The organism is Polaromonas sp. SP1, from assembly GCF_003711205.1.
In the GTDB taxonomy this organism is placed as follows: domain Bacteria; phylum Pseudomonadota; class Gammaproteobacteria; order Burkholderiales; family Burkholderiaceae_C; genus Polaromonas.
Map to the genome: position 1 here is coordinate 387,048 of NZ_CP031013.1, position 26,678 is coordinate 413,725.

Sequence of the window (26,678 nt, forward strand, 5' to 3'; positions counted from 1 at the left end):
CGACCATGGACCTGTCCGCACCGCCCGCAGGCCAGCTGCCGGCCCCCAGCCTGCTGCAGCTGATCTGGCTCGCATCACCGGCCTTGCCGGTGGGCGGGTTTTCATACTCGGAAGGGCTTGAGACCGGCGTGGAGCGTGCAGGAGTAGCTACAGAAATCATAGCAAGCGACTGGCTGGCCGACCAGCTGCACCTGAGCCTGGCGCGCGGCGACCTGGCGGCCATTGCCCAGGCCATCCCCGCCTGGCGCACCGGCGACCTGCCTCGCGTGCGGCAACTCAACGACTGGGTATTGCAAACCCGCGAGACCAGCGAGCTTCGCGCCCAGGCCGAGCAAATGGGCCGTTCGCTGCTGGACTGGCTGCGCAACCATGACGGCGCCAATCCGGCCCACATTGAGGCCTGCGCCGGCATGCAGCCCACCTACCCCGTGGCCTTTGCGCTGGCCGCCTCACAGACTGAAGCCGGCGTGCGCGACTGCCTGCTGGCCTACGCCTTTGGCTGGGCGGAGAACATGATGCAGGCCGCGATCAAATCCGTGCCGCTGGGTCAGAGCGCCGGGCAGCGCATGCTGGCACGCCTGGCCCACGTCATTCCCGCGGCGGTCGAGTCTGCGATGCAATTGCCCGACAGCGAGCGCCAGGCCTTCTCGCCCATGCTCGCCATCCTCTCGTCACAGCACGAAACCCAGTATTCGCGTCTGTTCCGTTCCTGATCACATCCTGAAAAGCCAAGCATGAGCCTGCACCACATTGCCAACCGCACCAAAAAACTACCGCCCCTGCGCGTGGGCATAGGCGGGCCGGTCGGCTCCGGCAAGACCACCCTGCTGGAAATGCTGTGCAAGGCCATGAAGGAAAAATACGACCTGGTGGCGATTACCAACGACATCTACACCAAGGAAGACCAGCGCCTGCTGACGGTGAGCGGCGCGCTGGACGCCGAACGCATCATGGGTGTGGAGACCGGCGGCTGCCCGCACACGGCCATACGCGAGGACGCCTCCATCAACCTGGAGGCCATTGACCGCATGCTGGTGGACTTCCCCAACGCCGACGTCGTGTTTGTGGAGTCCGGCGGCGACAACCTGGCCGCCACCTTCAGCCCCGAACTGAGCGACCTCACGATTTATGTGATTGATGTGGCGGCCGGCGAGAAGATTCCGCGCAAGGGCGGCCCCGGTATCACCAAAAGCGACCTGTTCGTGATCAATAAAACCGACCTGGCGCCTTATGTGGGCGCCGACCTGGGCATCATGGAAGCAGACACCATCCGCATGCGCACCACGCCCAAAGGGCTCAAGCCGTTTGTGATGACGAACCTGAAGACCCGCTCCGGTCTTGCCGACGTCATCGCCTTCATAGAAACCAAAGGCATGCTGCCCCAGTGACCGGGCAGGCTGGCCGCAGCAGGATCAATCCTGGAATTCGCTGGGGTGAACCGTCTCGTACATCTTGCCGTCGCTGAAGAACACCACCATCCAGAGGCCAAACTTGTGGTCGGGGTGCGTCGGCATGACCTTGTTGAGCGCTTGCGCGATGGATTTCCTGACCGGCAGTTCCAGGGTTTGGGCCTCCGACGGCTCCGTGTCCACACTCACCAGCACCAGCGGCTCTTCGTCCTGGTCCTGAATCTGGACACGGGGAAACGACCACCGCGCGCCCGTGGCATGAACAAAAGCAGTCGCCACTTCATCTGCAATCTCGGGAGGAAAAATATTCTTGACCATAGAAAAAACCGCCGCCTCTCGCTGTAACTGAATGTTTCAATGATGGCAACATCAGGGCCCCGCGTCACGGGGGGCGGGCACGGCTTTCCAACGAAACGGGAACTAGTTCCAGGAAATAATGCCGGTTTTTGCGGGAAGTTCAGACCTGCGTCAAAACAGGGCCCCGACCGGTTCCTGGATGGCCGGGAAGGCTCAATCGCGCCTATTTCTATTTCCGGTGCCAGTCCAGCCCCTGCCGCGAAAGCAAATCTCACCCATTTCACCAGCGAAACAGGCAGGCCCCGCCAGCGGTTAAACTATGCGGCTCGGAAGCGTGGCAGAGCGGTTGAATGCAGCAGTCTTGAAAACTGCCGAGGATGCAAGTCCTCCGTGAGTTCGAATCTCACCGCTTCCGCCACATCGGCAACCCATCAGCCCGACCGCTTTGCGGCTGATATGACGCCTGCCAATAGTCGTCCTTACACCCATCCAATTGGGCGTACCCAGACCCCTCTCTGGCAACAAAAGCCCTGCGCCTACATTTGTGCTGACTGTCCAGCGGTAAGCTGGTAACGGCCCGCTCAAGCCCGCTTAAGGCACCCTTTCGAAAGGACATCACCATGCGTTTGATTTTTTCCGCTCTCGCGATCACTGCGACGCTGCTGCTGTCAGCTTGCGCGAACACGGCTCCGGCCGGGGCCGAGGCGGCTCCCGCTTCGGGGCCTGCGTCTACACGTTGCAACGCAGCGCCTGCGCAGTTTGCAGTGGGGCGCAATGTGGATGCAGCGCTGGAAAGTGACGCCCGCGCGCGTGCTGGGGCCAGGACGAGCCGGGTTCTCAAGCCGGGCCAGGTGGTGACGATGGAGTTCAATGCGGAGCGCTTGAATCTATCGGTGGACGACGCCGGCCGTGTGACGCGCGTCAACTGCGGCTGAACTGCGGCTGAAGAGAGGCTGAAGAGGGGCGCCGCCCATCGGCCACGCCTGGCTTGCCGTGTCAGCGTTTGCGGCCTTTGGCTTCTTCTTTTTCCTGCTGCTGAAGTTGCCGCTTGCGTTTGGCCTTGTTCAGGGCCTCGGGCTCGGGCGGGCGGTTGCGCAGGGCGATAGCCTCACGCTCCTCTGCGGCCTTCTTGCGTCTTTTGTCGCGGAAGTGCACGAAGAGCCTGCCCAGCGCAAAGCTGATCGCACAGCTGACAACGAGAAAAATAATGGCGGGTGTTTCCATGGATCGCGGGCCGCTCAGTCGGCCAAGAAAAGTGACTGCAGGTCGTTAAGGAAGTCGAAGCCGCGCTCCGTCGGCTTCACGCGCACAAAGTCGCGCTCGATAAATCCCTTGCGCTCGGCCTCTTCCAGGCCTTTCTGGATGGCGGTAAAGGGCAGGCCGGTTTTCTCGGTGAAATCCTGCAGCTTGAAGCCGTCGCGCAGGCGCAAGGCATTGAGCATGAACTCGAACGGCAGGTCGGCGCGGCTGACTTCGGTTTCCTGCGTCACGGCGTTGCCGGTCAGGGCTTTTTCCATATAGAGCTTAGGCTCACGAAACCGCACCTGCCGCACGACGCGGTGCGCAAAGCTCAGCTTGCTGTGGGCGCCGGCGCCTATGCCCAGGTAATCACCGAACTGCCAGTAATTGAGGTTGTGAAAGCAGCGATGCGCCTGTTTGGCATAGGCCGAGACTTCATAACGCGCCAACCCTGCAGCCCCGGTCATCTCGGTGATTTTGTCAAGCATGGCGTAGGCAGTATCTTCTTCAGGGACCACCGGCGGGAATTTGGCGAAGTAGGTGTTGGGCTCAATCGTCAGGTGATAAATCGAGATGTGGGGCGGCTGCAAGGCCAGCGCCTGGCGCATGTCCTGCTCCAGGCTTTGCATGGTCTGGCCGGGCAGCGCGTACATGATGTCTAGGTTGAAGGTGTCGAAGGCTTGCGCGGCCTCTTCGACCGCGGCGATGGCCTGGGCGCGGTCATGCACGCGGCCCAAAGCCTTGAGATGGCCGTCATCAAAACTCTGCACCCCCACGGACAGGCGCGTAACGCCGGCGCTGCGAAATGCCTTGAAACGGTCTTTTTCAAAAGTGCCGGGGTTGGCCTCCAGCGTGATCTCGCAATCGGCCTCCAGCCGCAGGCGGGCGCGGATGTCGGCCAGCAGGCGGTCTATGGCTTGCGGTGAAAACAGGCTTGGCGTGCCGCCGCCGATGAAAATGCTGTGCACCGTGCGGCCCCAGATCAGCGGCAGCGAAGCCTCCAGGTCAGCGATGACAGCGTCGATGTAGCGCTGCTCGGGCATCTCGCCGGCCACCTCGTGCGAGTTGAAGTCGCAGTAAGGGCATTTCTTGAGGCACCAGGGCAGGTGCACATACAGCGACAACGGCGGCAAAGCCGCGAGTTGCAGCGTGCCGCTGCGCATGTAGTGCTGGATGTCTTGCTGGGCCATGAGGGAAAACTTGAACGGCGTGGTGACTACAGCCACCGCTCGCGCATCAGCTCGATCATCTGCCGGGCCGCCTTGCCGCGGTGGCTGTTGGCGTTTTTGACTTCAACGGGCAACTGCGCAAACGTTTGGCCGAATTCGGGAATGAACATCACCGGGTCGAAGCCGAAGCCGTTGGCGCCCACAGCCTCCGGCGCGATTTGCCCGGCCACACGGCCCGAGGCGATCAGCGGCTCAGGGTCGTCGGCCGACCGGACCGCCACCAGCGTGCTGACCAGGGCGGCGCGGCGCTGTGAAGCGTCGGTCAAAGCGGCCATTTGCTCCAGCAAGGCCTTGACGTTGTTGTCGTCGCCCTTTTCATAGCCAAACTGCGTGGCGTAATACGCGGTGTCCACGCCCGGCAGGCCGCCGAAGGCATCCACGCACAGGCCGGCATCATCCGCCAGGGCCGGCAAGCCGCTGAGCCGGGAGGCCTGGCGCGCTTTGGCCAGCGCGTTTTCAACAAAGGTGCGAAACGGCTCTTCGGCCTCAGGCAGGCCCAGTTCGGCCTGGCTGACGAGCACCAGCCCCAGCGGGGCGAGCATGGCTTTGAGTTCGGCAAGCTTTCCCTTGTTGTTCGAGGCGAGGACGATTTTCATAAGAAAATAGGGCTCTAGCCCAATGAATACATAGGCTATTAGCTATTAATTTGATAGCGACTTCGTTTGAAGCGCCACCAGCTCACGGATGCCTTTTTCGGCCAGCACCAGCAGCGCATCCATTTCCTTGCGAGAAAATGCCACGCCCTCTGCCGTGCCCTGCACTTCCACATAGTTGCCGGCGCCGGTCATGACGACGTTCATATCGGTGTCGCAGGCCGAGTCTTCGGTGTACTCCAGATCAAGCAGCGGCGTTCCTTGCACGATGCCGACCGAAATCGCGGCCACGTGGTCAATGATGGGCGTTTGCTGGAGCTTGCCGCTGGCCAGCAAGGTATTGACCGCATCCTGCGCCGCCACAAAGGCGCCGGTGATGCTGGCGGTGCGGGTGCCGCCGTCGGCCTGGATGACGTCGCAGTCAAGGTGGATGGTGCGCTCGCCGAGTTTTTTCAGGTCGAACACCGAGCGCATCGAGCGGCCGATGAGGCGCTGGATTTCCTGGGTGCGGCCGCTTTGCTTGCCGCGGGCCGCTTCGCGGTCGCTGCGGGTGTGCGTCGCGCGCGGCAACATGCCGTACTCGGCGGTCACCCAGCCTTCGCCGCTGCCCTTTTTGTGTCCGGGTACCTTCTCTTCGACAGACGCGGTGCAAAGCACTTTGGTGCCGCCGAATTCGATCAGCACCGATCCTTCGGCGTAGGCGGTGTAGTTGCGGGTGATGCGCACCGCGCGCAGGGCATCGGCTGCACGCGCGCCGCTTCGTTCAAACTGGCTCATGATGGAAGGCTTTCTGGCAAAGCGCCAAACGGATAAGCAGGAGGGGAAAGTACAAAAGAATCGGGAGCCGGCACAAAGATGCCCGGCCGCTCAAGCGCGAAGCTGCGATGTCAGGCTTTTTTGGCGGCGGAGCGGCGTATGGCTTCGTTGATTTCGGCGATCGATCTCTCGATGGTCGCCTCATCAAGGTCATCCACCACCGTATCGAGCACGCCGGCCTGGATGGTCGAGGCAAAAACCCCGTCCATGATGCTGTCGGTGGACACGCCGCGAGTCGACTCGAAGGCGTCCGGCGTCTCCCACTCCATGGCGAGCACCGTGACGTTGTCGCTGTGCTCACCACCGGTGCGCAAGGCGTTCTCGACCAGGTCGGGCACGGCGTCGGACACGCCCTTGCTGGCCAGCTGGCGAACAATTTCAGCGTCGCTCAGGCTGCCCCACAGGCCATCGGAGCACAGCAACAATTTGTCGCCCTGCTGCAGGGTCACAGGGCCTGCCACGTCAAAAACCGGCTTGGTCGGAGAACCCAGGCAGGTAAAAAGAATGTTGCGGTTGACGCGCTCCAGCTTGATGACGCCGGCACTTTGCTGCTCAAGATAGGAATGGTCGCGGGTGCGCGTAAGCAACTCGCCGTCACGCACCACATACAGGCGTGAATCGCCGCAGTGGACCCAGGTAGCGCCGGTGCCCTGCAAAATCGCGGCGACCAGTGTGGTGCGGGGCGTGTCGAGCATGCCTTTTTCGCTGGCGTAACGGATGATTTGGTGGTGCGCCGCCATCAGGGCGGTCGACAGGAATTCGGTCGTGTCCTCAATCGTGGGACGCGCCTCTTTCTGGTAGAGCGCAGAGATGGTCTGCAGCGCAAGCTGCGCGGCCACTTCGCCTTCAGGGTGGCCGCCCATGCCGTCGGCCAGCACGAACAACCCCGATTCGCGCGTGTAGCAATAGCCCATGCGGTCTTCGTTTTTCTCGCGCCCGCCTTTTCGGCTTACCTGAAAGACAGAGAATTTCATTTGAATTTCGTCGCAAAGCCAGTAGCCTTACGCGCGGTTTTTTTGGTGTCGGACACCATGTTGTCGAACTGCAGGCGGACCTTTTCGCTGACGGTCAGCTTGGTGTAGCGGCGCTCGCCCTCGCGGCTCAACTCTTTTTGCAGGGCAAAGACGGACTGCGGGCGGGACAGGGGGTCAAGCGACATGCACCACTCTACAACCTCAATCAGGTTATCGGAATAGACGCCGCGCAAACGGGACAGGGCAAGCGACAAACGGTCTTTTTCAAGACGTTGCGGCGCATCGTTGGGCGGGTAGCCCTGCATGGTGGCGTAAATGCAGGCGCCAATCGCATAAATATCGGTCCATGGGCCCATGGAGGAATCCCTGCGGTACATCTCGGGGGCGGCAAAACCGGGGGTGTACATGGGCCGGATGAAGTTGCCTTCCTTGCTCAAGACCTCGCGGGCGGCGCCGAAGTCGATCATCACGGCGCGGTTGTCGTCGGTGATGAAGATATTGGCCGGCTTGATGTCCAGGTGCAGCATCTTGTGCTGGTGGACGATCCGCAGGCCTCGCAGGATTTCGTCGAAGAGCGAACGAATCGTCGATTCGCGGAAAACCTTCTGCTTCTTGAGTTCGCGGGCGGTGATGATGAAGTCCTGGAGGGTGCCGCCTTCCAGGTAGTTCATCACCATGTAGACGGTTTCGTTCTCGCGGAAGAAATTCAGCACGCTGACCACGGAGCCATGTGCGATCTGGGCCAGCGAGCGGCCTTCTTCAAAAAAGCTTTTGAGGCCCAAACGGTACAAGGAGAGCTTTTCGGGCTGCACCTGCGGGAGCAACTCACCCGGCGAACGGCTCGCCAGGGAAGAAGGCAGGTATTCCTTGATGGCGACCTGCTGGCCCTCGTTGTCAACGGCCAAGTAAACTACGCCGAAGCCGCCGGCTGAAAGCTTTCGCACAACACGATAGCCACCAATCACGGTGTCGGGCGGCAACGGTGCGGGCTTGACCTTTGACATAATTTGGGATGAGCCAGACATGACAATGTCAGTCTGGTCTTGTTCTCTCTCTAGTAAAGCGTATTTACAAATGTCAGTTTACAGCATGACGGGTTATGCAGCCGTGCAATCAAGCATGGCGCAATCCGCCCCGGAAACTGATTCGGGTGCGGATGCCAGCTCCCGTCTGGGCGTCGAGATACGCTCTGTCAACAGCCGGTTTCTTGACCTGGCTTTTCGCCTTCCCGACGAGCTGCGGCAGGCCGAACCGGCCCTGCGGGAGCTGCTCACCGGCAAGCTCAAGCGGGGCAAGGTGGAAGTTCGCGTATCACTTGAAAGCGCATCGTCCGGCACCTTGCGGGCGCCCTCGTCGGCCACGTTGCAGCGCCTGGGGTCCCTGGAAGACAGCATCAAGTCCTGGCTGCCCCAGGCTGCAGCGCTGAGTGTTGCGGACATCCTGCGGATCGCCACGAATGAGGACAAAAAGCCCCACGATTACAGCGAAGAATTGCTAAAGCTGGCAAAAAAAGCCCTGAAAGAGCTGATGGCTGCCCGCGAGCGGGAAGGCGCCCGGCTGGCGCTCATGCTGCTTGACCGCACGGCGCAGCTGCGCGCACTGGCCGCGCTGGCCGTGCCCATGATCCCCAAGCTGGTGGAGCAGCAAAAAGCCCGCTTTCTGGAGCGCTGGAAAGAGGCCATGGCCCTTTCGGAAAGCGCCACGCTGCCGGAAATCGCTCAGGACAGGGCCCTGACGGAAGCCACGGCCTTTGCCATCCGGATTGACGTGGCCGAGGAGATCACCCGCCTGTCGTCCCACCTGGATGAAATTGACCGCCTGCTCTCAAGCGGCGGGGAACTGGGAAAACGCCTGGACTTTCTGATCCAGGAACTGCACCGCGAAGCCAATACCCTGGGCTCCAAGTCCGCGTCACTGGAACTCACCCGCATTTCTGTCGACATGAAAGTCCTGATCGAGCAGATCCGCGAACAGGTCCAGAACATCGAGTAGCCTTCTACGCTACTAAATTTATAGCAATAAACCCACAGCACGCATGGACTATCCCGGAAATCTCTTTGTAGTCGCCGCCCCCAGCGGGGCAGGAAAATCCAGCCTGGTGAAAGCCCTGATGGAGCTGGATTCCCGCATCCAGCCGGCCGTGTCGCACACGACCCGCCCTCCCCGCGGCCAGGAAAAGCACGGCAGGGAGTACTTCTTCCTCTCGCCCGAAGACTTTGACGGCATGGTCTTGCGCGATTCTTTCCTGGAATGGGCGCATGTCCATGGCCACCGCTACGGCACGTCCAGGCAGACCATTGAAGAGCGGGTGGCCACCGGCGCCGACGTGATCCTGGAGATCGACTTCCAGGGCGCCATCAATATCAAGCGGATTTTTGCCAATGCGGTGCTGATTTTCATCCTGCCGCCAAGCTGGGAGGAGCTTCGCTCCCGCCTGCAGCGCCGCGGCGAAGACAGCGCCGAAGTGATCGAGTTGAGGCTGAAAAACGCCGCCACCGAGATGGCCCAGGCCCGGGAATTCGACTTCGTTATAATCAACGAGTTGTTTGAGCGGGCAGTTTTCGACCTGAAAACCATTGTGCATGCCCAGCGGCTCAAGTTTTCGGCCCAGCGGCGAGCCCGTGCCGAGACCTTCCAGGCCCTTCAAATTCCCTGAATTCATCGCTTTTCACGTTATCGATCACACCGGAGATCCCCATGGCCCGCATTACCGTCGAAGACTGCCTCGAGAAAATCCCGAACCGGTTCCAGCTGGTTCTGGCCGCCACCTACCGCGCACGCATGCTCAGCCAGGGGCACGCTGCCAAGATCGAAAGCAAGAACAAGCCCGGCGTAACGGCCCTTCGCGAAATCGCCGAAGGCAAGATCGGCCTGGAAATGCTGAAAAAAGTACCCACCTGATTCAGTACCGGTTCTGCAAAAAAGCACCGCATAGCGGTGCTTTTTTCGTTTCCGGCCCCATAAAGTCCACTTTTCTCACCTTTTCGCCCCGCCGCGATACATTTAAGGCATGAGCGCCATGCTTTCGCCCGTTGTTTCCAGCAAGTCGACCCCGGCAGCCGCCAACGCTGCCGCGGCCAGCTTTGCCGCGCTCACTGCCAGGCTGGACTACCTGAGCGCCGCCGACATTGAAAATGTCCGCCGCGCTTACCGTTTTGCCGATGAAGCCCACCTGGGCCAGCTGCGCAACAGCGGCGAGCCCTACATCACCCATCCGATCGCCGTCGCGCAGCAATGTGCGGAATGGAAGCTGGACGCGCAGGCGCTCATGGCCGCGCTGCTGCACGACGCCATTGAAGACTGCGGTGTCACAAAACCGGAACTGATCGAGCGTTTTGGCGCCCCTGTCGCCGAGCTGGTGGATGGGCTGACCAAGCTTGAGAAGCTGGAGTTCAACACCCGCGAGGAAAACCAGGCCGAGTCATTCCGGAAAATGCTCCTGGCCATGGCGCGCGATGTACGTGTGATCCTGATCAAGCTGGCAGACCGGACCCACAACATGCGCACGCTGGGCGACGTGCCCCGCGCCAAATGGACACGCATCTCGCGCGAAACCCTCGATATCTATGCGCCCATCGCCCACCGCCTGGGCCTGAACACGACCTACCGCGAGCTGCAGGACCTGTCGTTCCAGCATTTGCATCCGTGGCGCTATGCCACCCTGACGAAGGCGCTGCAGCGGGCGCGCGGCCGCCGGCGCGACGTGATCAAGCGCGTGCAGGGAGAGGTCGAGTCTGCGTTTGGCACCGCCGCTGTGCCCGTGCAGATCTCGGGCCGTGAAAAAACGCTTTACTCCATTTACCGGAAGATGGACGAAAAACATTTGTCTTTCGCGCAGGTGACTGATCTGTACGGCTTTCGGGTGATCGTGAAGGACCTCACCGCTTGCTACACGGCCATGGGGGTTTTGCACCAGCTCTACAAACCACTGCCAGGCAAGTTCAAGGATTACATCGCGATTCCGAAGATCAATGGCTACCAGTCTCTGCACACCACCCTGGTCGGCCCTTTCGGCACCAACATCGAGTTCCAGATGCGCACCGATGCCATGCACGTCGTCGCAGAATCCGGCGTCGCTGCGCATTGGCTTTACAAGGCCACTGATCCCGACGGCGATGCTTCACAGCGGCTGGGAGCGCAATGGCTCCAGTCGCTTCTCGATATCCAGCATGAAACCCGCGACGCGGCAGAGTTTTGGGACCACGTCAAGATCGACCTCTTTCCCGAGGCCGTTTATGTATTTACGCCCAAAAGCCAGATCATGGCCATGCCGCGCGGTGCAACCATCGTGGACTTCGCCTATGCGATCCACAGCGACGTGGGCCATCGCGCCGTCGCGGCCAAGGTCAACGGAGAGCAGGTTCCGCTGCGGTCGGAATTGCAAAACGGTGACGTGATCGAGATCATCACCGCATCGGTCTCCAGCCCCAACCCGGGGTGGCTGGGATTTGTGCGCACAGGCAAGGCCCGCTCCAAGATACGCCATCACCTCAAGACCATGGCGCTGTCAGAGTCGCAGGATCTTGGCGAGAAGATGCTGGCCCAGGCGCTGCGCGCCGAAGGCATAGAGCGCGAGCGCCTGCCCGACGACGATGAAGCCCACCACGCAACCTGGGAAAAAATCCTGCGATTTACCGGCAACCGTTCCCGTGCTGATTTGCTGACGGACATCGGGCTGGGCAAACGCATTGCCAGCATGGTGGCCAAACGCATCGTCACCCTTCTTGCCGAGACCGGCGAAAAACCCAACGCGCTCCTCATGAGCCGCGAGCGCTATACCGCCCATGAGTCCGTGTCCCAGGGCGGTTTGGTGATTGATGGCAGTGAAGGCGCATCCGTGCAGTTTGCGCCCTGCTGCAAGCCGATCGCCGGTGACGACATCGTGGGCTACCTGGGCCGCGGCGAAGGGCTGGTGATACACACGGACGACTGCGCGGTCGCCAAACGCCTGCAGCACCGCGACAGTGAGCGCTTCATCGCAGTGGACTGGTCGGACGAACCGGTGCGCACCTTTGAAACCAATCTGCTGGTGACGGTTTCCAACGGCAAGGGCGTGCTGGCGCGTGTGGCCGCCGCACTTGCCAGCGCCGAGGCCGACATCACCCACGTGGACATGCAGCAGGAGCCTTCGCACGACGCCACCGACCTTCGCTTCGGTGTGGCGGTGCGCGACCGCATCCATCTTGCGTCGGCTCTGCGCAGCGTCAAACGCACTCCCTCGGTGCTGAGGGTGCAACGCGCCAAGTCGACCGGTTAAGCCGCCGCCATCTTGTCCGGCGCCGGGTAGTCCACCTTCAAGACCTCCAGTGTCTGCAGGCCCTGCGGTGTGACCAGGCTCACTTCGTCGCCGACCCTTGCCTTGAGCAAGGCCCTGGCGACAGGCGATATCCAGCTGATTTGCCCCAACGCGCTGTTTGCCTCGTCGATGCCCAGGATGGTCACGCAGCGCTCCGCGCCGCTGTCATCGGCGTAGGCCACCGTCGCACCAAAAAACACCTGGTCGCTGCCGTGATGAATGGACGGATTACTGATCTCGGCAATTTCCAGTCTTTGCGTGAGGAAGCGGATGCGCCGGTCAATTTCCCGCAAGCGCTTTTTGCCGTAGTGATAGTCGCCGTTTTCAGAGCGGTCGCCGTTGCTCGCGGCCCAATGGACAACATCTACCATCTTGGGGCGCTCGTTGTCGATCAACTCCAGCAGTTCGCTGCGCAGGCGCTGATAGCCCTGCGGCGTGATGTAGTTTTTGCCACCGGCAGGCAAAGGCGCGAGCGCCGGCTCGTCGTCTTCCTGCTCGGTTTCTTTGGTAAAGGCTTTGTTCATGCTCCGGCCACCATAGCATTCATGGCCGCCAGCCGCGAACGCCTTTAGAAATCTTCCATGCCCAGCACGAGGGGATTTTCGGGCGTGTAACTCTTGCCCGCCACAACCATGTCAGCGGCCCGGGCATGAATCATCTCGGCGTCCCCTTCGTAGGCCTTTTTCAGGGAATCCGGCCCTGGCACGGCGCCAAAGAACTCTTCCATCGCCTCACGCGAAATCCTGACCGGAATGGTCGTGCCTGCGTGCGACAGGCTAAAACTGAGCCACTCGCCGTGGTCCTCGACGTTCTGTGATTCCATTTCTCTCCTCCGCAATGAGCTTCCAGAATAGCGGAGCTCTCGCCGGGCGTACAGCCCACCGGGGGCTGTATGGCCTCAGGAAAACCACTAAAAAGCCCTTGCGCAAAGAAAAATAGCCTAGAGGGGTGAGCCTCTAAGCTATTGAAATCACTAATAAAAGTGGTGCGGCTGGCAGGAATTGAACCCACGACCCCTTGGTTCGTAGCCAAGTACTCTATCCAACTGAGCTACAGCCGCTAAGCCTCAAATTATAGCTTATTTAAATGGTAGGGCGTGAGTGACTTGAACACTCGACCAAAGGATTATGAGAACAACTGAATCCTGTGCCTGCCCCTGCTAAGCCTAAGAAGTGTAAGCACTTTTTCTTTTGAGTTCGCGTGGCCGCGTGCCGACCGAGCCTATTCCGACCTTTTATGGCCTGTTTGCCCGGCCACGCCGAGTTTTCTCAAAGCAAATCAACGAGTTGCGGGCGCCGAGCCGAACCGAAACCGAGTTCTGCGGGGGCGCGGGCCCCTAGCGAGTGTCTCTGGAAAACTGAAACTCTGGAAAACTCCGTCCAAGCCGCCCGCTGGGGGGAAGAGCGAATGGCATGGAAATTGAATCAGATAGGGTCTCATTTTTGTGCCGGCCATACAATCAAAGCTCAATCCAAGATGCACCGTCGAGGAGCGGCTTGAGAACTGAGCAAAATCCTTTGCCGAAACAATTAGACCTTCGAATAGCGCTCTCGAGCCTTTTGGGGGGAGTTCTTTTCGCATTGGCAGTGTGGGCGGCAATGGAAAAAGTTAAGCCCCCTGAAGGCTTCGTCTTTCAACGCCTACCCACTCAAACCGGCGTCTACCGGTGCTGCAGTGACAACGACAGTAATTCGCGCACGAGTCAAAGCACACTTAACAACGTACGGCTCGAATGTCTTGACATAGGCTATTTCCAGAATTCACGTAGTCGCGATTGCGGTGTCAGGCCGCTAAACCTGGAAGTGGTCGAAGTTGAGCAGGTTCTCATACCGACTTTTTCTGGACCATCGCCAATAGTCTCAAAGATCAGCTTCAGAGGGCATAGCTACCTCCACGTGAGCGACAGTGAAATCCGAAAGCGATGGTTATTAAGCAATACCGTTGTTCTTGTATTTGCTGTTCCGTTTGGTGCAATGGTTTCGGCTCTTCTTCTACTTGTCCTGGCCAAGCTCCTGCGATGCGGACAACTAAGCCGCCGATGACGTTTCACGCGGCATGGCAATCTTGATCTGGTTATAAATTCCCTTAGGAATTGAACCACTCGTTTCATTCAACAAAGACCAGCTACGTGCCAGCGCCCCACTGCTGATTCGCTCGATTACGCGGGTCAATCAACTTGAAAACTTCCGCGTCCAGTGGATCAGTTTTCGGTGAAAAACTGCGCCCGTGTTGAATGCCGTCGAAATCTGACCCGGTTAGAGCAGTAATTTCCATCGAAACCTGACCCACGTAGGCACTACTCTGCTTGTTTTAAAAGCAGAGGGAAATTAGGAGTGATAGACGTGGCGACATTGAATGTCATCAGGCGGTGGGCATTGAGAGATCAGTTGTCCATCCGCGAGATTGCAAGGCGTACAGGCCTGGCTCGCAACACAGTAAAGAAGTACCTTCGGTCCGATGAGGCTGAGCCCAGGTACGCAAGGCGGGTCAGCTCAAGCAAGCTCGATCCCTACGCTGAGAAGCTGGCCACCTGGCTGGGAATCGAGGCAACAAAATCGCGGAAACAGCGGCGCACTTTGAGGCAGATCCACACAGATCTAATGGCCCTCGGGTTCGATGGATCCTACGGAAGAGTGGCAGCTTTCTACCGGAAATGGCGGTTAGACCGTCAGGAGGCGCTTCGAACTGCCGGCCGCGGCACCTTCATTCCGCTGATATTTGGGCCGGGGGAAGCGTTTCAGTTTGACTGGAGCGAGGACTGGGCAATGATTGCCGGCGAGCGCACCAAGCTGCAGGTGGCTCATTTCAAGCTAAGCCATAGCCGCGCTTTCAGCGTCCGAGCCTATCTGCTGCAGACGCACGAAATGCTATTTGACGCCCATAACCACGCCTTCGGGGTGCTGGGTGGGGTGCCAAAGCGCGGCATCTACGACAACATGAGGACGGCAGTAGACAAGATTCGCAGTGGCAAAGAACGAGACGTCAATGCTCGCTTCAATGCAATGGTGAACCACTACCTCTTCGAGGCCGAGTTCTGCAACCCCGCCTCTGGCTGGGAAAAGGGGCAAATCGAGAAGAATGTCCGGGATTCCCGTCATCGCCTTTGGCAACCCATGCCGGCTTTCGGCACCTTGATAGAGCTGAATGAGTGGCTCGAGATACGTTGTAAAGCCCTCTGGAAGGAGATAGCCCACGGCAAGCTGCCGGGCACGGTGGCTGATGTCTGGGCAGAAGAGAAGTCGTTTCTGATGCCTCCGCCGCCGGCCTTTGACGGGTTCGTCGAGCACACGAAGCGCGTTTCACCCACCTGTCTTGTGACCCATGAACGGACCCGATACAGCGTTCCTGCATCGTTTGCCAATCGACCAGTAAGCCTTAGGGTGTACGCGGACCGCTTGGTTGTTGCTGCAGAAGGTCGGCTGATCTGCGAACACCAAAGAATCATTGATCGCCGCCACGACGGGGCGGGACACACCGTCTATGACTGGCGTCACTATTTAGCTGTACTGCAGCGAAAACCTGGGGCCCTAAGAAACGGCGCCCCGTTCACCGAGTTCCCGACCGCCTTCAAGCGGTTGCAGGCATTGCTACTCAAAAAGCCTGGCGGGGACCGTGAGATGGTGGAAATACTGGCACTTGTTCTGCACCATGACGAGCAAGCGGTACTGGCGGCCGTAGAGACCTCCCTGGAAGCAGGGGTCGCCACCAAGACCCACATACTGAACGTATTGCACCGCCTGGTTGGCGGAAAGCCAGCCATTCCTGAGATCATCGCTCCGCAAGCACTGAAACTCGGTACAGAACCGCAGGCCAACGTGCGTCGCTATGACTCACTTCGGGAGGTCGAGGTCGACCAGGAGGTGCGATATGGCACGTGAATCCGAGTCAAATTCAATCGTCGCGCTTCTAAAGGGACTCAAAATGCACGGCATGGCCCAGGCTGTGTCGGAGTTGGGCGATCAAGGTGCACCCGCGTTCGAAGCAGCAAAGCCCATCCTTGCGCAGCTGCTCAAAGCGGAAACGGCAGAACGTGAAGTACGGTCTATGGCTTACCAGATGAAGTTGGCCAGGTTCCCCGCATACCGGGATCTGGCTGGCTTTGACTTCGGCCATAGCGAGGTCAACGAGGCAATGGTGCGCCAGCTACATCGATGCGACTTCCTCGAAAAGGCTCAAAACATCGTTCTGGTCGGTGGTCCAGGCACCGGAAAGACTCATTTGGCCACTGCGATCGGGGTTCAGGCTATTGAGCATCACCACCTACGTGTCCGGTTTCTCTCCACGATTGAGCTGGTCAACGCTTTAGAAGTTGAGAAATCAACTGGCAATACAGGCCAGCTCGCCCACCGATTGATGTACGTGGACTTGGTGATCCTTGACGAGCTGGGTTACCTGCCGTTCAGCCAGTCAGGAGGAGCTCTCCTCTTTCATTTGCTTTCAAAGCTCTACGAAAGAACTAGTGTCGTAATAACGACCAATTTGAGCTTCGGAGAATGGGCCAGCGTCTTTGGTGATGCAAAAATGACAACCGCTCTTCTGGATCGACTCACCCACAGATGTCATATCCTCGAAACCGGAAACGACAGCTATCGATTCAAAAACAGCTCTGCAAAGACTCAGCCCAAAAAGGAGAAGATCAAGAACTTATCCACACCGTGAGCACTCTCTGCTCACAAAGAGTGTGGGTCAAGATTTGATGGAAAGATCGGGTCAGGCTTCAGCGGAACTCAACACCATTCCTGACTTGCGCCTGAGTCTCAAAGATGGAGGTGGCAAGCCACCTTTTTAACCCCCGCAGCTTTAGACGGTATAGGGCCTAACCGCGCCGACGCTACCGCCGCTTCCAAGCTGATTGGTCTGTGAATTGACTAGGACCGTGATATTTTTCTAAAAGTTCATTCTCGCCCTGAGGCATACTAAAAGCGTAACAATGTAACAAAGCCAAATATGACAGAACAAGCCGACACTGGTTCATCGCTAATGAAGATGGTTGAGGCCATCGCCATCAGTCCTCAAGATGCACGTGTCGTAGTAGAACAGTATGAAACGCAAGCAAGGAAAGCCCTCCCAAGAGCTAGCAATAGGAACATCCAAAAGATCGTTACGGATAAGATCATCCAGCGCTACTCAAGGTTAGCCGCGACGTCAGGGGCGGTTAGTGCGATTCCCGGCGTAGTACCTGGCGTTGGAACTGCCGCTGCAGTTCTTGGTGGCGGGCTGGCCGACGTCACTGTCTGCATGAAACTACAAATCGATATGACGATGTGTCTAGCGGTAGCGATCAATAAAGAACTTTCAAATGAAGATGCAAAGCACATGTCCTTTCTCATCGCGCTGGCGGGCAGTCTTGAGAAATTAGGTACGGCGGGTATGACTAAAGTTGCCTCCAAAGCCGGAGTGAAAATGGTCAAAAAATATCTTACCGGTCCTACGCTCGCAACGATCAAAGAGCTATTCAAGAAAATCGGTATTGTTTTCACTCAAAATGCAGCAGCTAAAGCCATCCCTTTTGGAGTTGGCGTACTCATCGGCGGCTCTGCTAATTACGCATTGACGCGGTACGTGGGTAAAACAGCTTGCGAACTATTTCTGCTGGACATTGCTGAGAACTGCGAAGCGGTCGACTAAAAAACTGCATTCTGCGTTTATGACCAGTTGGTGTTAGCCATCTGTTTTGTGGTCGGAGGTCATCCATGTGATCTGGAGTGGTCAGGAGCGCCCTGGATTCCAACCTCCTGGATGCATTCTACTTATTGATGTAGCCGAACTAAATATTAGCTTACAACGAGCTGTCCCGATATCGATAGTTAGCTAGATTCCAACCGATAAACTCGCCAGATTCAACGTGTGAGCTAGTGAATATTGGAGATAAGTCGGGAAGCCAGAGCACGAGCTGAACAGCCATCATCGCGCTTTGAAATGGCTGCTGCCATCTCGGTTAGAGGCACTGGTCGGATTACGACCGTAGCCAAGTTACCGCCCGTTGATGGGTCCTTGATCTCTATCCGCTCGTCGCGTCCGTCGGTGGCCATCGTTGCATAAAGCAAAACGCTCGTTTTCGCTTTTGACGGTATCGCATAAATTGAAAGCTGGTACAGCCATTCGGGCGGAAGGGAAAGCTTCCATAGGTCTCGGTACTTGGCGTCGAAAAATCCCACCAGGTTTTCGTCCTGATAAATCGCGAGGTCAGGTCTTGGCGTTGGCGTTCTCCTCGAACGCGGGTTCGCACCCTTCGCGAATGCAAATAAGGTGCGGATTGGCACCTCATCTTTCACGGCGTACCGTGTAAGGTGATCATCCAGAAAGCGGCATAAGAGCCGTTGAAAAAACATGTTCATGTCGAAGAGATGCCCGCTCATTTCCGCAGACCTATCGCTATCCGAACCAAGTCCTTGGTCCTGCAGAAGCAAGGTAATAATACGAAGGGCGGCGCCAGCGGGCTCGGTCACGCGGGTCAATCCTGATTCAGCCGCCTCAACTTCTCTGAGAGAAATGCGGGAAGGCACTTGGATACCCGAAAATGACGGATATTGGTGCTGCACGTAGCGCCTGACCTCCTGGCTGTCAGCAATCGCTGCCGCGGCTTGGAGCCCTCCGAGCAATACCTGATTAAGGCTCCAATTGGTACTCCGGTCGAAGCGGCGGCAAGGAAGGGTGGCATCGATAGCGCCACCTCGGCGAATATACTCACTTACCAGTAACTGGCCGCGTGGGCTCACGAGATTCTCATTTCTCCCTATATATCGTTGGTCTAACCCGCGGCGTAGCAATCGCTCGGTTTCCTTACCTAACATCACGATCAATAAGTCATGAATTCCGAGATCTTCAACATTGGCGAATGTGGTGTCAAAGGTGCCCAGGTCGTGTAGACCGTAGGCATAGCTTAGAAGTCGTGCCAGTGGAAGCCCCGCGAGCTTAGGCTTGATCCTGATGCGCAATGGCCCTATATCTACACATCCGACGTATGAGTTGCTAACTAACTCTAGGCCATTGCGCAACTCTCGGACTGTTATGCGATGAGCCAAAGCACCAACAACGCGTCGCAGGGAAGGATCGTCATCAAAAAAGTTATATTTGAGCTCGGGCGCGGACCGCGCGTCAGCCTGGTCCCATTCAGTCATTGAAACTGATTTTCTCATTCAGCTAGGCAGGCGAGCCGCCATCGATCTCGGCATCTTCATCTTGGGCTGCATCTTCTTGCCCTGTTCCTGTCGCCTCTTCGGTTAATGTCAGACGGTGCATCTCTGGGAAATGCAAGGCGGCAAACAGGTCATCCTCGTTATGCTGATCAAAGAGCTCCTCGCGAATCCGAGAATTCTCAACATCGATCAGCGCGCCCCCGAGAATTTGTCCCAAAGTTTCCAGGTCGTCGTAGCAGTATTCTTCTAAGAGAGGCAGGATTTCGTCTCGAAAAACACGCGAGAAATCGGCGGCGGAATTGACCGGCATTAGGTAAGCATGCCCTATCTGCAGATTTCTCGCGTCGCGCTTCAAGTGCTTGCGTATTCTTGCGTTGAGCGCATCGAGCCACGGCCCAAGCGCGATTGCCCCCACTGAGCGGCGCAGCAACGAGCCACTATCGGGCATCAATTCCACAAACCCAAAGCGGCGGCGCAAAGCGGTGTCAAGAAGCGAGATTGACCGATCGGAGGTGTTCATGGTTCCCAAGATGAACACGTTTTCAGGGATACGGAACTTGGAGCCGGTCACTGGCAACAGGATGTCCCTTCCGCGCTTGTCCCGTTCGATGACAGTGATCAATTCACCAAAAATTCGCGGAAGATCGCCTCGATTGATCTCATCGATTACCAAATAGAAGTGCTTCTTGGATGCGCTTGCATCCCGGCATAGTTTTTTGAACACTCCGTCCCTTGGCTCGAAGACCATGCCGCCGCTCACGGTTTTGGGGTGCAGCCCCTCCATAAAATTCTCGTAGCCCCAGCCAGGGTGGAATGTGCAAATCCGGACAAGTCCGTCCTCCGCCTCGATCTCCTGCTTTTCGCTGACCGCGAGATCTCCGAAGCTCCGGTTGAATGCGTGTCTGGCGGCCAACTCCTGGGCAACGCCCAGTCCTCTATAAGTTTTGCCCGTCCCCGGGGGACCGTACAAGATAACTTGTCCTTTTCGTCGAAGTATTGCCTCAACGCGTGCAGCAAATACATCCAGAGGCTTCAGAGTCGATGCCTTGACGGGACTTGCAGGCTTGACGGACGGCCCAGCCACTCCTGCAACCTGTTTTTCGATTTCCAGGAGGTTAATGGCGTGTTTGCCAAGTTCGTACACAGTCGTACGCGGTCCCTCCAATTCACCGAGCTTGAACTGTCCCACAGTCATCCATTTGACCGGCCGCTTGTGCGGAAACCGGAGAGACCCATCGTATTCATACGGGCCAACGATTCGACCGACGCCTAATACCGTCTGTCCCTCGCACGCCACGACCATATCAGGCTCTGCCATCTCGCGAGCAAAGTTAAGAATCTCCCCGGCCTTACGAGTCGCCATCGCGCCGTTGTCATAGTCATTCTTCAAAAATTCTGCGATCTGACCCTTTGCTTCCCCTGGATCCAAATTCAATGTCTGTGTTAGGTCCGGAACAGAATTCTTCCAGCCAATAGAAATAAAGCCGCCGTCTCGCATGTCCTGCCAATGGCTGTCTCCTGCGCTTCCTTCGGTGGTGCCTACCTTCCAGTACCTGTGAAAAGCAGTATCGCGGAGATTAAGAAGTTTATTGAAGGTGACGATGGGAACACCGATATCGTTTGCTCCTTGCGCGAACCGTCCAGCGCAGAGAAATCTGGGAGCAGATCCTTTCAGGATCCCCACCCCGTCTGGTGGCATCTGCAACAACTTGATCAAATGAAATCGCTGATACGCCGGACTGTGATACGCGTCGAGGGTCTCTGGATGCATCAGAAACCAGTACTTGTGCGCCCAACCGTCTCGCGATAGATTCGGAGCAGCAGTCTCCATCGCTTCCTGCAGCCGTTGATAGGAGGCGTCAGTTGAATCGCCGCGGGGATACTGTGAAAGGACGCTGGTTCCGTTAACCAGTTCTGCTCGCTGGCTTTCGGCGATGGCAATTGCTTGGTCGAGGGTGAGCAAAACCGGCGCCCGAGGTGTGCCACTGGTCCATGCGCCGTCTTGCTGACGTTGGTAGATCCCGAACTTGAGCGCGGTGCCGCCGCGGATACCGCCGAAAGAATTCCCAGCGAATTCATCGTCGTTTTTGAACTCCAACCAATAGGCCATGCACCGGGCCTCATTGTCCTGGCGTCCATGCATTAACTTCAATAGTTCTTCACCGTCAACGGCTTGCAGTGCAAGAGGGCCAAACCTTGCCCGAAAAAGAGATGTCTGTTTATCTAGTTGAACAGGCGCTGGAATATCGCCGTTCGCAACTCCTTTTGCGTGCAACGTTCGCAATTCTGCTTGAATACTCGCATTCATGTCCCTCATCCTCCACTCTTTTGTATCCTAGCACTCCCGCGGGTCGCGACCTCTCGTACATGCGCAGTGCATCCGGCTCTGCTACTTCCGGCCATCATCGACGCATGAAGCCGCAAGGTCGTTGGCTAGGAATCAATCGACCACCGGATTGAAGAACGCGCTGATACCCGATGAGCGCCTTCGATCACGCTCTTATCCCTCGGGAAAACTTAACAACATATCGCTGCCCCTCCAATCGAAGGAGGCGCCAAACACTCTTTCATGTCACGATTGGATCGTAATCAATCCTGCACAAGGTAAAAATATGGAAGAGAAAAAATTAGCCGACCGCATCGACGGAAGCTCCCTCAACTCGGCCGTTTTAGTGGCGGCGCAGTTGGTTAAAGAAATCCCAGATAGCAGCTATGAGATGTCTAAGGATCCATTTCTACTTGCACGCGCCAAAGCCGTAAACATCGGTCACCTTGCTTCCGCAATAGTAGAGACTATCCAGAGCCGAATGGATGGACCGCTTCCCGAGTATCACAAGCTACCCGGTGATTGTGGGTTCTATTGCAGAAAGCCAGCAAAGAGCTGACCATGCTTCCTCTCGGGCTACGCACAACCTCGACGCTTTCGGCCGATAAGCAATTCATCGCCATACTCTCAAAGCTCTCCCAAGAAGAAATGGGGCGTTATGTAAAACGCGTGGTACGAGAGAAAGGCGTGTCAATCGATCTAGCTGATACCTATAGGGTGCAGTTCTTGAGGTTCTTTGCGTTAGCGGTTCACTTGCAGCTGAATCTGGCACCAACCAAAGCTATCGATATTTTCTGGCATGAATTCATCCTTTATACACGCCCATATACCGAGTTTTGCACACGTCATTGCGGCTTCTATTTCCACCACGAGCCGTTTGACGATGAAACATCAGGCAAAGACATTTCAGAAACTTTTAATGCAGATTTAGTAATTGACCAGCATTTCACTAGGCTAGATCTTTTGCAGGATGACGCAGCGCATAAATGCGCCAGCGGGCAGAGACGATAAGGATTTAGAAACCTGCGCGCAGCTGATGTAGGCTTGGCCCACTCCATAAAGAAAGACCGGTGATCCAAAAGAGCTAGTTCACCTTCCAGGACTCGCTCACCCCGGGTAACTTCGAAGGGTTGACTCAAGGCGCCGGGGAACAAAAAAAAAGCAATAAGAACCCCGGCACCCGTTAGGGCACCGAGGCGTAGGTCGTAGCAATGCCGCTCGTAGGCAGCTATAGAGCACCGCTCAAGGAGGGTTACCTCTGCGCTGAACTCGCCCCGCGAATCATCGCCGAGGCACTGTTCGCCGCATCCATCAAAGACTTCGAGCTCAAGTGGGCGTAGCGTTCCGTCACGGAATGGCTGGAGTGGCCCAAGATCTTCTGCACCTCATAAAGGCTACGGCCGCTGTTGACCAGGAAAGACGCATACTGATGTCGCAGATCGTGCAGCCTCAGCTTCGGTAGCCCCGCCTTCACGCGCAACCTGGCCCACACCTTGTGGATGTTTTGCAGGTGCTCGCCCGTCCTGCCGCTGATGAACAGGTGCGGTGACGTACGATCCGGGTTTTCTCCCTTGAGCATCTCGAGCAGCTCGATTGCGCTGTCGTTGAGCGGCACCGACCTGACCCGCTTGCTCTTGCTGGTGGCCGCCGCGATACGCCAGACTCGAGTTTGGAAGTCGATCTGGTCCCATGTCGCGGCCAGCGCTTCATTGAGGCGAGCACCCGTGCACAGCAGAAAAAGCGCGACATTGCAGACCGTGCGATTCTCATCGGTGCGAAACACCGTCAGCAGCCGCTCCAGCTCCTGTGGCGTCAGGTAGTTCTCCAGCCTGTTGTCGGCGTTGAACAGTTTGATGCGCACGATCGGGCTCATCGGGATCACATCCCACTCCACCGCACGATTCAACATCTGGCGTATGAGTTTAACCACGTGATCGGCCGTTGCGGGCGCCAAGCCTCGGGTCAATATACGCCCATGGAATTCCTGTACATCCTGCCTGCGCAGCTCGTTCAGCCGTTTATCGCCAAAGGCCCCTTGAATGTAATTGTTGAACAGGCCCTCGTCCTTTTTCCAGGACCGCTTGTGCAGCTTGGCATAAGGGAGATAAGAATCCCTGAAGAACGTCGCCATAGTGGGTACTGACTTCTGGGCCTTGAGTTCGCCGCGTGGGTCCGCTCCCATCGTGATCGACGCCCTCAGGTTCTTGGCCTGTTTGCGGGCGTCTGCCAGGGTCATGTCAGTGGTGCGCCCGATTTTCTGGTGGCAGGTCTTGCTGCCGGCGTCCTTGTAACGCAGGTAGTAGGTGCCCTGGCCGGGACTGGTGGCGCGCACTTCGATGTAAAGGCCGCTGCGTAGCGGGTCCACCAACTCCACACGGCGCTGGCCGGGCGGGCATTGGAGGCTGCTGTCGACAAATGCCTGGTCTAATTTTTCGATGATTGCCATGGTTCTCCTTTTTGCTCTCGAGCGGACAGACGGCAAAACGCCATCCGCCCAGGTTCGTTAAATGGTCAATGCAAGCGCACCGATCGGGCACTCGACGAAAAGTCACTTCAGGGCTCCTTTACTAGATAAGCGGGCACAGCTAAGCCGCGACCCAAACAGTCACAGCTCACTAGCGGTGGGAGAAAATAGACAGCCCAGCCAGCAATTTCCAGCGCTAGAGTCACCGGGGCCCTTGGCCGGCCCGACTGAATAGCTAGATCTGGAAAACTGCGGCAGGCTGGCTTTGATGCAGCGGACTTTGCGTCACGCCGTCAGATTGGCAGAATTTCAGGTTGCCGGTCGATCCAGCAGCTCAAAGAGATGGGCACCCCGGGCCCCGGTCTTGTAGTTCCACCTGTGCATAGTGGGATCCCCGCCCGTGTAGCGGGTAACAATACCGGAGACATTCGCCCGAGATGCGCCGCAAAGGTCCGAAACGCCCTTAATCAACTCCATCCGCTTGACCACCCCGGCCATTATTTGGCCTTCGACCATCTTGATGAGCACCTCATCAGCCACCAAAGCCGCAGCTTGCTTGATAGGGTCCAAGTCCATCAAATCGATCTCTTTCACGGTGAGCAACACGTCCTCGTATCGCGCCTGGCGCTCAATCGAGTAACTGTAGCCCGCCCTTTCCGGGTTATTGCCGCGCCGCTTGATGTTCTTGAACTCCACAGTCTTGACGCCTTCTGCGACCGCGACCTGCGTAAGCATGTATGCGTTGTCGAAGTCGTCAACGATATCTGTCGTGCCCGCAAAGACCCTTTGGCCGTCTGCTCCTGGATTCTTGTTCACGTGCGCAAGGGCAATAAGGGTGCCTCCCTGCATTGCGAAGGTGCGCATTGCGCTGGCAAATCGGCTGCAGTCCTTCTTGTCCATGACATTCACGAATTTTTTCATGGTGTCCAGGACGATAACGGCGCCGTCGATAGTGCGCTTTGCCACCATGTCCCTCACAAGGGCCTCAAGATCATGGGCTTTGAACCCTTCATAGCCGTCGACCAGCATATGAAATCCCGAATCGTCAGCGATGCGACTTTTCTCCGCCAGCCCTGTACTGTTATCGTCCATGTTGAGATAGAAAAGCCTGTCCGGGTTGATGCGCCCCCTCTGGATGCTCTCCCATAAGAGACTGAAGGTAATCAAGGTCTTTCCGGTATTCGGCGCGGCGTAAATCACCAGCAACTGGCCTTGAATACCAATTTCGCCCAAGATCGGCCGCTCGCCCAGAGAACGCTTCCTCAGTTCAGCGCTTTGGCCGCGTAACGAAAACTTCTCGAGCGGGTGTCTCTTAGGCTGCACTGCCGGTGCGGGAGCTACAGGCACCACAGGCGCAGAATCAATCGGGACTAGCGGCGGGGGAGTTATCGGGGCATCAAGCTTCAGGCTTTTGCCCGGGGCAATCACCTCCATTTCGCAAGGTATGAACCCTTTGGCCAGGGCATCGATGTACTCAAGGTCGGAATCGCCTGCATCCTTGGCCATCTTGATGAGCGTACCTATGGTCAAGGGATTTGCTGCGCCGCCCCGGAACGACCGCCACTTCGCCTCCATGGTGCTGCGTCCCGGATATCCCCTACCGCCACTGCTCCAGGCATCCACCAGATCCAGCCCTTCATCGCTGCCGCCTGTTTCGTTGTGAACTGCCATAAGGGCATTTGCCCAATCGCGATAACCGCAATTCGGGTCGATGAAGTCCAACAGCATTGCCAGCACTTCCGTTGAGTTTTCATCAGCGGTTTCACGTTGGAACTGTGGGGTTACCTGATTGACCGAGGCCGCAAACTCTGCCTCGATTGACAGCATCTTGACGATTTGATCTATCGAATATCGGCGTTCGGGATTCCAAGTGATCAGCTGGCACTGAAAAGGAGCACCGGCGGCGTCGCAATGCTTGGCCTTTCCGTTCACAGCGACCGGCAGCCTCACCCAGCGAGTGCTTCCATTCAGTGCATCACCATCAGACAAGTTTCTGGTTTTGAGCGCCTTTTGGAATCGCTCAATCAGGGCCAGATCTTGCAGCGGTACGTCGTGGATGATCCCGACTTGGTAATTGCCGCGGCTAGTTTCGATGATCCACGACGGCTTTAGCCCGACGATATCCCGAAAGGGTACTTTGGTGCCAATGTCGTCCAGTACCGTGACCTGATAGGAGGCAAAGTTCGCCTTGCGGGCTCTAATGGTCCCGTCGGGGTCAGGCCGGACAGTCGCGCAATTGACGTAATTGTTCCTGCCCGGCGGGCATTGCACATTCACATTCAACGCAGCCATGGCGGGCCAACCGCTATGGTCGGTCGGATCTCCTGCCTTCGAGCAGACTGCAGCAGTGGCGCCATCAAGGGTTGTCTCAAAAACAGCCGAGACAAACCTTGAATTAGTAATGGAATCTACCGCAGGCTTCGTGCCCAAGGTCGCAGCGTCGAATCCAGAGCTCGTGATGGGAATATCCGATGTATCGCCTTCCGGGAAGGGACTAAGTGGCTCGAAAAGCCTGCTGGCTTCGGCCGCAAAGGCGCGTAAAGATTCGGAATCATCGCGAGGTTTTGAATCAACCACCCCGTTATCGATCGAGGTGGGTTCTTCGATATTTGAAATTAAAAAGCTATTTATCATTATTTATTGTTATAAGTTGAGGGGTTGGCATTAAAGCCGTGTTTTGGAGGCCGACGCAATTCAGCCTTGGCCAGCGGAACACAATATCGCCGGCACAAATCGCCCGTTTGGGACTTTCCGTTTAGTTAATTTTTAAAGAGCCGCTAAAACTGCCTGCTGTAATCAGCAGGGGGAGCGGATTCTACGCGCGGATTCGCTGTTGGCGGCTACCTGCCGAGGCTGGGACCGTGAAAAACTGAAAATCTGCGGCAGGTCGTCTTCT

The 26,678-nt window shown here is 57.4% G+C and carries 25 protein-coding genes and 3 tRNA genes; 13 read left to right on the top strand and 15 right to left on the bottom strand.

Features of this window, described 5'->3' with window-relative positions; genetic code table 11:
- The first annotated feature begins 5 nt into the window (after positions 1-5).
- Both DT070_RS01830 and ureG read left to right on the top strand, forming a co-directional pair.
- Positions 6-713: an urease accessory protein UreF gene (locus tag DT070_RS01830; RefSeq protein WP_122953875.1), complete on the top strand. Its 708-nt coding sequence runs from the start codon at positions 6-8 to the stop codon at positions 711-713.
- A gap of 21 nt (positions 714-734) precedes the next feature.
- Entirely contained in the window at positions 735-1,388 is a 654-nt protein-coding gene (gene ureG / locus DT070_RS01835) for an urease accessory protein UreG (RefSeq protein ID WP_122953876.1), read from the top strand.
- Positions 1,389-1,412: 24 nt separating this feature from the next.
- Here the strand turns inward: ureG and DT070_RS01840 are convergent, their stop codons facing one another.
- A complete protein-coding gene (locus DT070_RS01840) occupies positions 1,413-1,727 on the bottom strand; it encodes a hypothetical protein (protein WP_122953877.1) in 315 nt (104 codons plus the stop codon).
- A 307-nt stretch (positions 1,728-2,034) separates the two neighbouring features.
- Between DT070_RS01840 and DT070_RS01845 the strand changes: the two genes are divergently transcribed.
- Positions 2,035-2,124, top strand: a tRNA-Ser gene (locus DT070_RS01845).
- A 202-nt stretch (positions 2,125-2,326) separates the two neighbouring features.
- Positions 2,327-2,641: an I78 family peptidase inhibitor gene (locus tag DT070_RS01850; protein ID WP_122953878.1), complete on the top strand. Its 315-nt coding sequence runs from the start codon at positions 2,327-2,329 to the stop codon at positions 2,639-2,641.
- 61 nt (positions 2,642-2,702) lie between these two features.
- On the opposite strand, the gene DT070_RS01855 is transcribed toward DT070_RS01850, so the two are convergent.
- From DT070_RS01855 to DT070_RS01880, 6 genes are all read right to left on the bottom strand, one after another.
- A complete protein-coding gene (locus DT070_RS01855) occupies positions 2,703-2,930 on the bottom strand; it encodes a hypothetical protein (RefSeq protein WP_122953879.1) in 228 nt (75 codons plus the stop codon).
- A gap of 14 nt (positions 2,931-2,944) precedes the next feature.
- Positions 2,945-4,135: a radical SAM family heme chaperone HemW gene (gene hemW / locus DT070_RS01860; protein WP_122957200.1), complete on the bottom strand. Its 1,191-nt coding sequence runs from the start codon at positions 4,133-4,135 to the stop codon at positions 2,945-2,947.
- Between the two features lie 26 nt (positions 4,136-4,161).
- Entirely contained in the window at positions 4,162-4,770 is a 609-nt protein-coding gene (rdgB, locus tag DT070_RS01865) for an RdgB/HAM1 family non-canonical purine NTP pyrophosphatase (protein WP_122953880.1), read from the bottom strand.
- Positions 4,771-4,815: 45 nt separating this feature from the next.
- A complete protein-coding gene (gene rph / locus DT070_RS01870; protein WP_122953881.1) occupies positions 4,816-5,544 on the bottom strand; it encodes a ribonuclease PH in 729 nt (242 codons plus the stop codon).
- 110 nt (positions 5,545-5,654) lie between these two features.
- Positions 5,655-6,557, bottom strand: a complete 903-nt coding sequence (locus DT070_RS01875) for a PP2C family serine/threonine-protein phosphatase (RefSeq protein ID WP_122953882.1) — start codon at positions 6,555-6,557, stop codon at positions 5,655-5,657.
- Positions 6,554-7,561, bottom strand: a complete 1,008-nt coding sequence (locus DT070_RS01880; protein WP_092132815.1) for a serine/threonine-protein kinase — start codon at positions 7,559-7,561, stop codon at positions 6,554-6,556. Before DT070_RS01880 ends, DT070_RS01875 begins: the two co-directional genes overlap by 4 nt.
- Positions 7,562-7,631: 70 nt before the next feature.
- Here DT070_RS01880 and DT070_RS01885 point away from each other — a divergent pair, with 70 nt between their 5' ends.
- From DT070_RS01885 to DT070_RS01900, 4 genes are all read left to right on the top strand, one after another.
- Positions 7,632-8,549: a YicC/YloC family endoribonuclease gene (locus DT070_RS01885; protein WP_122953883.1), complete on the top strand. Its 918-nt coding sequence runs from the start codon at positions 7,632-7,634 to the stop codon at positions 8,547-8,549.
- Positions 8,550-8,592: 43 nt separating this feature from the next.
- Positions 8,593-9,213 carry a guanylate kinase gene (gmk, locus tag DT070_RS01890; protein ID WP_122953884.1) on the top strand — a complete coding sequence of 207 codons (621 nt, stop codon included), beginning with the start codon at positions 8,593-8,595 and terminating at the stop codon, positions 9,211-9,213.
- 41 nt (positions 9,214-9,254) lie between these two features.
- The gene (gene rpoZ / locus DT070_RS01895) at positions 9,255-9,458 is read left to right on the top strand and encodes a DNA-directed RNA polymerase subunit omega (protein WP_092132810.1); all 204 of its coding nucleotides are present in this window, start codon (positions 9,255-9,257) and stop codon (positions 9,456-9,458) included.
- Positions 9,459-9,567: 109 nt separating this feature from the next.
- Positions 9,568-11,814, top strand: coding sequence for a bifunctional (p)ppGpp synthetase/guanosine-3',5'-bis(diphosphate) 3'-pyrophosphohydrolase (locus DT070_RS01900; RefSeq protein ID WP_122953885.1), 2,247 nt, complete (start codon positions 9,568-9,570; stop codon positions 11,812-11,814).
- Here the strand turns inward: DT070_RS01900 and greB are convergent.
- The 4 genes from greB to DT070_RS21185 all read right to left on the bottom strand — a co-directional run bounded on the left by greB (position 11,811) and on the right by DT070_RS21185 (position 13,020).
- Positions 11,811-12,377 (bottom strand): transcription elongation factor GreB, encoded by a 567-nt coding sequence (greB, locus tag DT070_RS01905; protein WP_122953886.1) that lies wholly within the window; start codon positions 12,375-12,377, stop codon positions 11,811-11,813. The two genes, DT070_RS01900 and greB, sit on opposite strands and share 4 nt — an antisense overlap.
- Positions 12,378-12,421: 44 nt before the next feature.
- Positions 12,422-12,676 carry a DUF1488 family protein gene (locus DT070_RS01910; protein ID WP_122953887.1) on the bottom strand — a complete coding sequence of 85 codons (255 nt, stop codon included), beginning with the start codon at positions 12,674-12,676 and terminating at the stop codon, positions 12,422-12,424.
- 160 nt (positions 12,677-12,836) lie between these two features.
- Positions 12,837-12,913, bottom strand: a tRNA-Arg gene (locus DT070_RS01915).
- 27 nt (positions 12,914-12,940) lie between these two features.
- Positions 12,941-13,020, bottom strand: a tRNA-OTHER gene (locus DT070_RS21185).
- A gap of 1,166 nt (positions 13,021-14,186) precedes the next feature.
- Here DT070_RS21185 and istA point away from each other — a divergent pair.
- From istA to DT070_RS01930, 3 genes are all read left to right on the top strand, one after another.
- Positions 14,187-15,731: an IS21 family transposase gene (istA, locus tag DT070_RS01920; RefSeq protein ID WP_122953888.1), complete on the top strand. Its 1,545-nt coding sequence runs from the start codon at positions 14,187-14,189 to the stop codon at positions 15,729-15,731.
- Positions 15,721-16,512 carry an IS21-like element helper ATPase IstB gene (istB, locus tag DT070_RS01925; RefSeq protein ID WP_122953889.1) on the top strand — a complete coding sequence of 264 codons (792 nt, stop codon included), beginning with the start codon at positions 15,721-15,723 and terminating at the stop codon, positions 16,510-16,512. Before istA ends, istB begins: the two co-directional genes overlap by 11 nt.
- A gap of 288 nt (positions 16,513-16,800) precedes the next feature.
- On the top strand, positions 16,801-17,481 hold the full coding sequence (locus tag DT070_RS01930; RefSeq protein ID WP_122953890.1) for a hypothetical protein: 681 nt from the start codon (positions 16,801-16,803) through the stop codon (positions 17,479-17,481).
- A 224-nt stretch (positions 17,482-17,705) separates the two neighbouring features.
- Here the strand turns inward: DT070_RS01930 and DT070_RS01935 are convergent, their stop codons facing one another.
- Entirely contained in the window at positions 17,706-18,974 is a 1,269-nt protein-coding gene (locus DT070_RS01935; protein WP_164483701.1) for an McrC family protein, read from the bottom strand.
- A 22-nt stretch (positions 18,975-18,996) separates the two neighbouring features.
- Positions 18,997-21,300, bottom strand: coding sequence for an AAA family ATPase (locus tag DT070_RS01940; protein WP_164483702.1), 2,304 nt, complete (start codon positions 21,298-21,300; stop codon positions 18,997-18,999).
- 304 nt (positions 21,301-21,604) lie between these two features.
- Here DT070_RS01940 and DT070_RS01945 point away from each other — a divergent pair, with 304 nt between their 5' ends.
- Complete coding sequence (locus DT070_RS01945) at positions 21,605-21,877, top strand: hypothetical protein (RefSeq protein ID WP_122953893.1); 273 nt, start codon at positions 21,605-21,607, stop codon at positions 21,875-21,877.
- A gap of 2 nt (positions 21,878-21,879) precedes the next feature.
- Positions 21,880-22,329 (top strand): hypothetical protein, encoded by a 450-nt coding sequence (locus DT070_RS01950; RefSeq protein ID WP_122953894.1) that lies wholly within the window; start codon positions 21,880-21,882, stop codon positions 22,327-22,329.
- 241 nt (positions 22,330-22,570) lie between these two features.
- On the opposite strand, the gene DT070_RS01955 is transcribed toward DT070_RS01950, so the two are convergent.
- Both DT070_RS01955 and DT070_RS01960 read right to left on the bottom strand, forming a co-directional pair.
- Positions 22,571-23,764: a site-specific integrase gene (locus DT070_RS01955; RefSeq protein ID WP_122953895.1), complete on the bottom strand. Its 1,194-nt coding sequence runs from the start codon at positions 23,762-23,764 to the stop codon at positions 22,571-22,573.
- Positions 23,765-24,091: 327 nt separating this feature from the next.
- Positions 24,092-26,416 (bottom strand): PriCT-2 domain-containing protein, encoded by a 2,325-nt coding sequence (locus DT070_RS01960; protein ID WP_122953896.1) that lies wholly within the window; start codon positions 26,414-26,416, stop codon positions 24,092-24,094.
- Positions 26,417-26,678: the final 262 nt, after the last annotated feature.

Excerpts from the sequence above, each read along its gene's own strand:
- DT070_RS01850 (WP_122953878.1), top strand. The coding sequence starts at position 2,327 with ATGCGTTTGATTTTTTCCGCTCTCGCGATCACTGCGACGCTGCTGCTG.
- DT070_RS01855 (WP_122953879.1), bottom strand. The coding sequence starts at position 2,930 with ATGGAAACACCCGCCATTATTTTTCTCGTTGTCAGCTGTGCGATCAGC.
- rdgB (WP_122953880.1), bottom strand. The coding sequence starts at position 4,770 with ATGAAAATCGTCCTCGCCTCGAACAACAAGGGAAAGCTTGCCGAACTC.
- DT070_RS01885 (WP_122953883.1), top strand. The coding sequence starts at position 7,632 with ATGTCAGTTTACAGCATGACGGGTTATGCAGCCGTGCAATCAAGCATG.
- DT070_RS01950 (WP_122953894.1), top strand. The coding sequence starts at position 21,880 with ATGCTTCCTCTCGGGCTACGCACAACCTCGACGCTTTCGGCCGATAAG.
- DT070_RS01900 (WP_122953885.1), top strand. The coding sequence starts at position 9,568 with ATGAGCGCCATGCTTTCGCCCGTTGTTTCCAGCAAGTCGACCCCGGCA.
- DT070_RS01935 (WP_164483701.1), bottom strand. The coding sequence starts at position 18,974 with ATGACTGAATGGGACCAGGCTGACGCGCGGTCCGCGCCCGAGCTCAAA.
- istB (WP_122953889.1), top strand. The coding sequence starts at position 15,721 with ATGGCACGTGAATCCGAGTCAAATTCAATCGTCGCGCTTCTAAAGGGA.
- rpoZ (WP_092132810.1), top strand. The coding sequence starts at position 9,255 with ATGGCCCGCATTACCGTCGAAGACTGCCTCGAGAAAATCCCGAACCGG.
- DT070_RS01945 (WP_122953893.1), top strand. The coding sequence starts at position 21,605 with ATGGAAGAGAAAAAATTAGCCGACCGCATCGACGGAAGCTCCCTCAAC.
- DT070_RS01910 (WP_122953887.1), bottom strand. The coding sequence starts at position 12,676 with ATGGAATCACAGAACGTCGAGGACCACGGCGAGTGGCTCAGTTTTAGC.
- gmk (WP_122953884.1), top strand. The coding sequence starts at position 8,593 with ATGGACTATCCCGGAAATCTCTTTGTAGTCGCCGCCCCCAGCGGGGCA.
- hemW (WP_122957200.1), bottom strand. The coding sequence starts at position 4,135 with ATGGCCCAGCAAGACATCCAGCACTACATGCGCAGCGGCACGCTGCAA.
- DT070_RS01875 (WP_122953882.1), bottom strand. The coding sequence starts at position 6,557 with ATGAAATTCTCTGTCTTTCAGGTAAGCCGAAAAGGCGGGCGCGAGAAA.
- greB (WP_122953886.1), bottom strand. The coding sequence starts at position 12,377 with ATGAACAAAGCCTTTACCAAAGAAACCGAGCAGGAAGACGACGAGCCG.
- DT070_RS01940 (WP_164483702.1), bottom strand. The coding sequence starts at position 21,300 with ATGAATGCGAGTATTCAAGCAGAATTGCGAACGTTGCACGCAAAAGGA.
- DT070_RS01840 (WP_122953877.1), bottom strand. The coding sequence starts at position 1,727 with ATGGTCAAGAATATTTTTCCTCCCGAGATTGCAGATGAAGTGGCGACT.
- rph (WP_122953881.1), bottom strand. The coding sequence starts at position 5,544 with ATGAGCCAGTTTGAACGAAGCGGCGCGCGTGCAGCCGATGCCCTGCGC.
- DT070_RS01930 (WP_122953890.1), top strand. The coding sequence starts at position 16,801 with ATGACAGAACAAGCCGACACTGGTTCATCGCTAATGAAGATGGTTGAG.
- ureG (WP_122953876.1), top strand. The coding sequence starts at position 735 with ATGAGCCTGCACCACATTGCCAACCGCACCAAAAAACTACCGCCCCTG.
- DT070_RS01960 (WP_122953896.1), bottom strand. The coding sequence starts at position 26,416 with ATGATAAATAGCTTTTTAATTTCAAATATCGAAGAACCCACCTCGATC.
- DT070_RS01955 (WP_122953895.1), bottom strand. The coding sequence starts at position 23,764 with ATGGCAATCATCGAAAAATTAGACCAGGCATTTGTCGACAGCAGCCTC.
- DT070_RS01880 (WP_092132815.1), bottom strand. The coding sequence starts at position 7,561 with ATGTCAAAGGTCAAGCCCGCACCGTTGCCGCCCGACACCGTGATTGGT.
- DT070_RS01830 (WP_122953875.1), top strand. The coding sequence starts at position 6 with ATGGACCTGTCCGCACCGCCCGCAGGCCAGCTGCCGGCCCCCAGCCTG.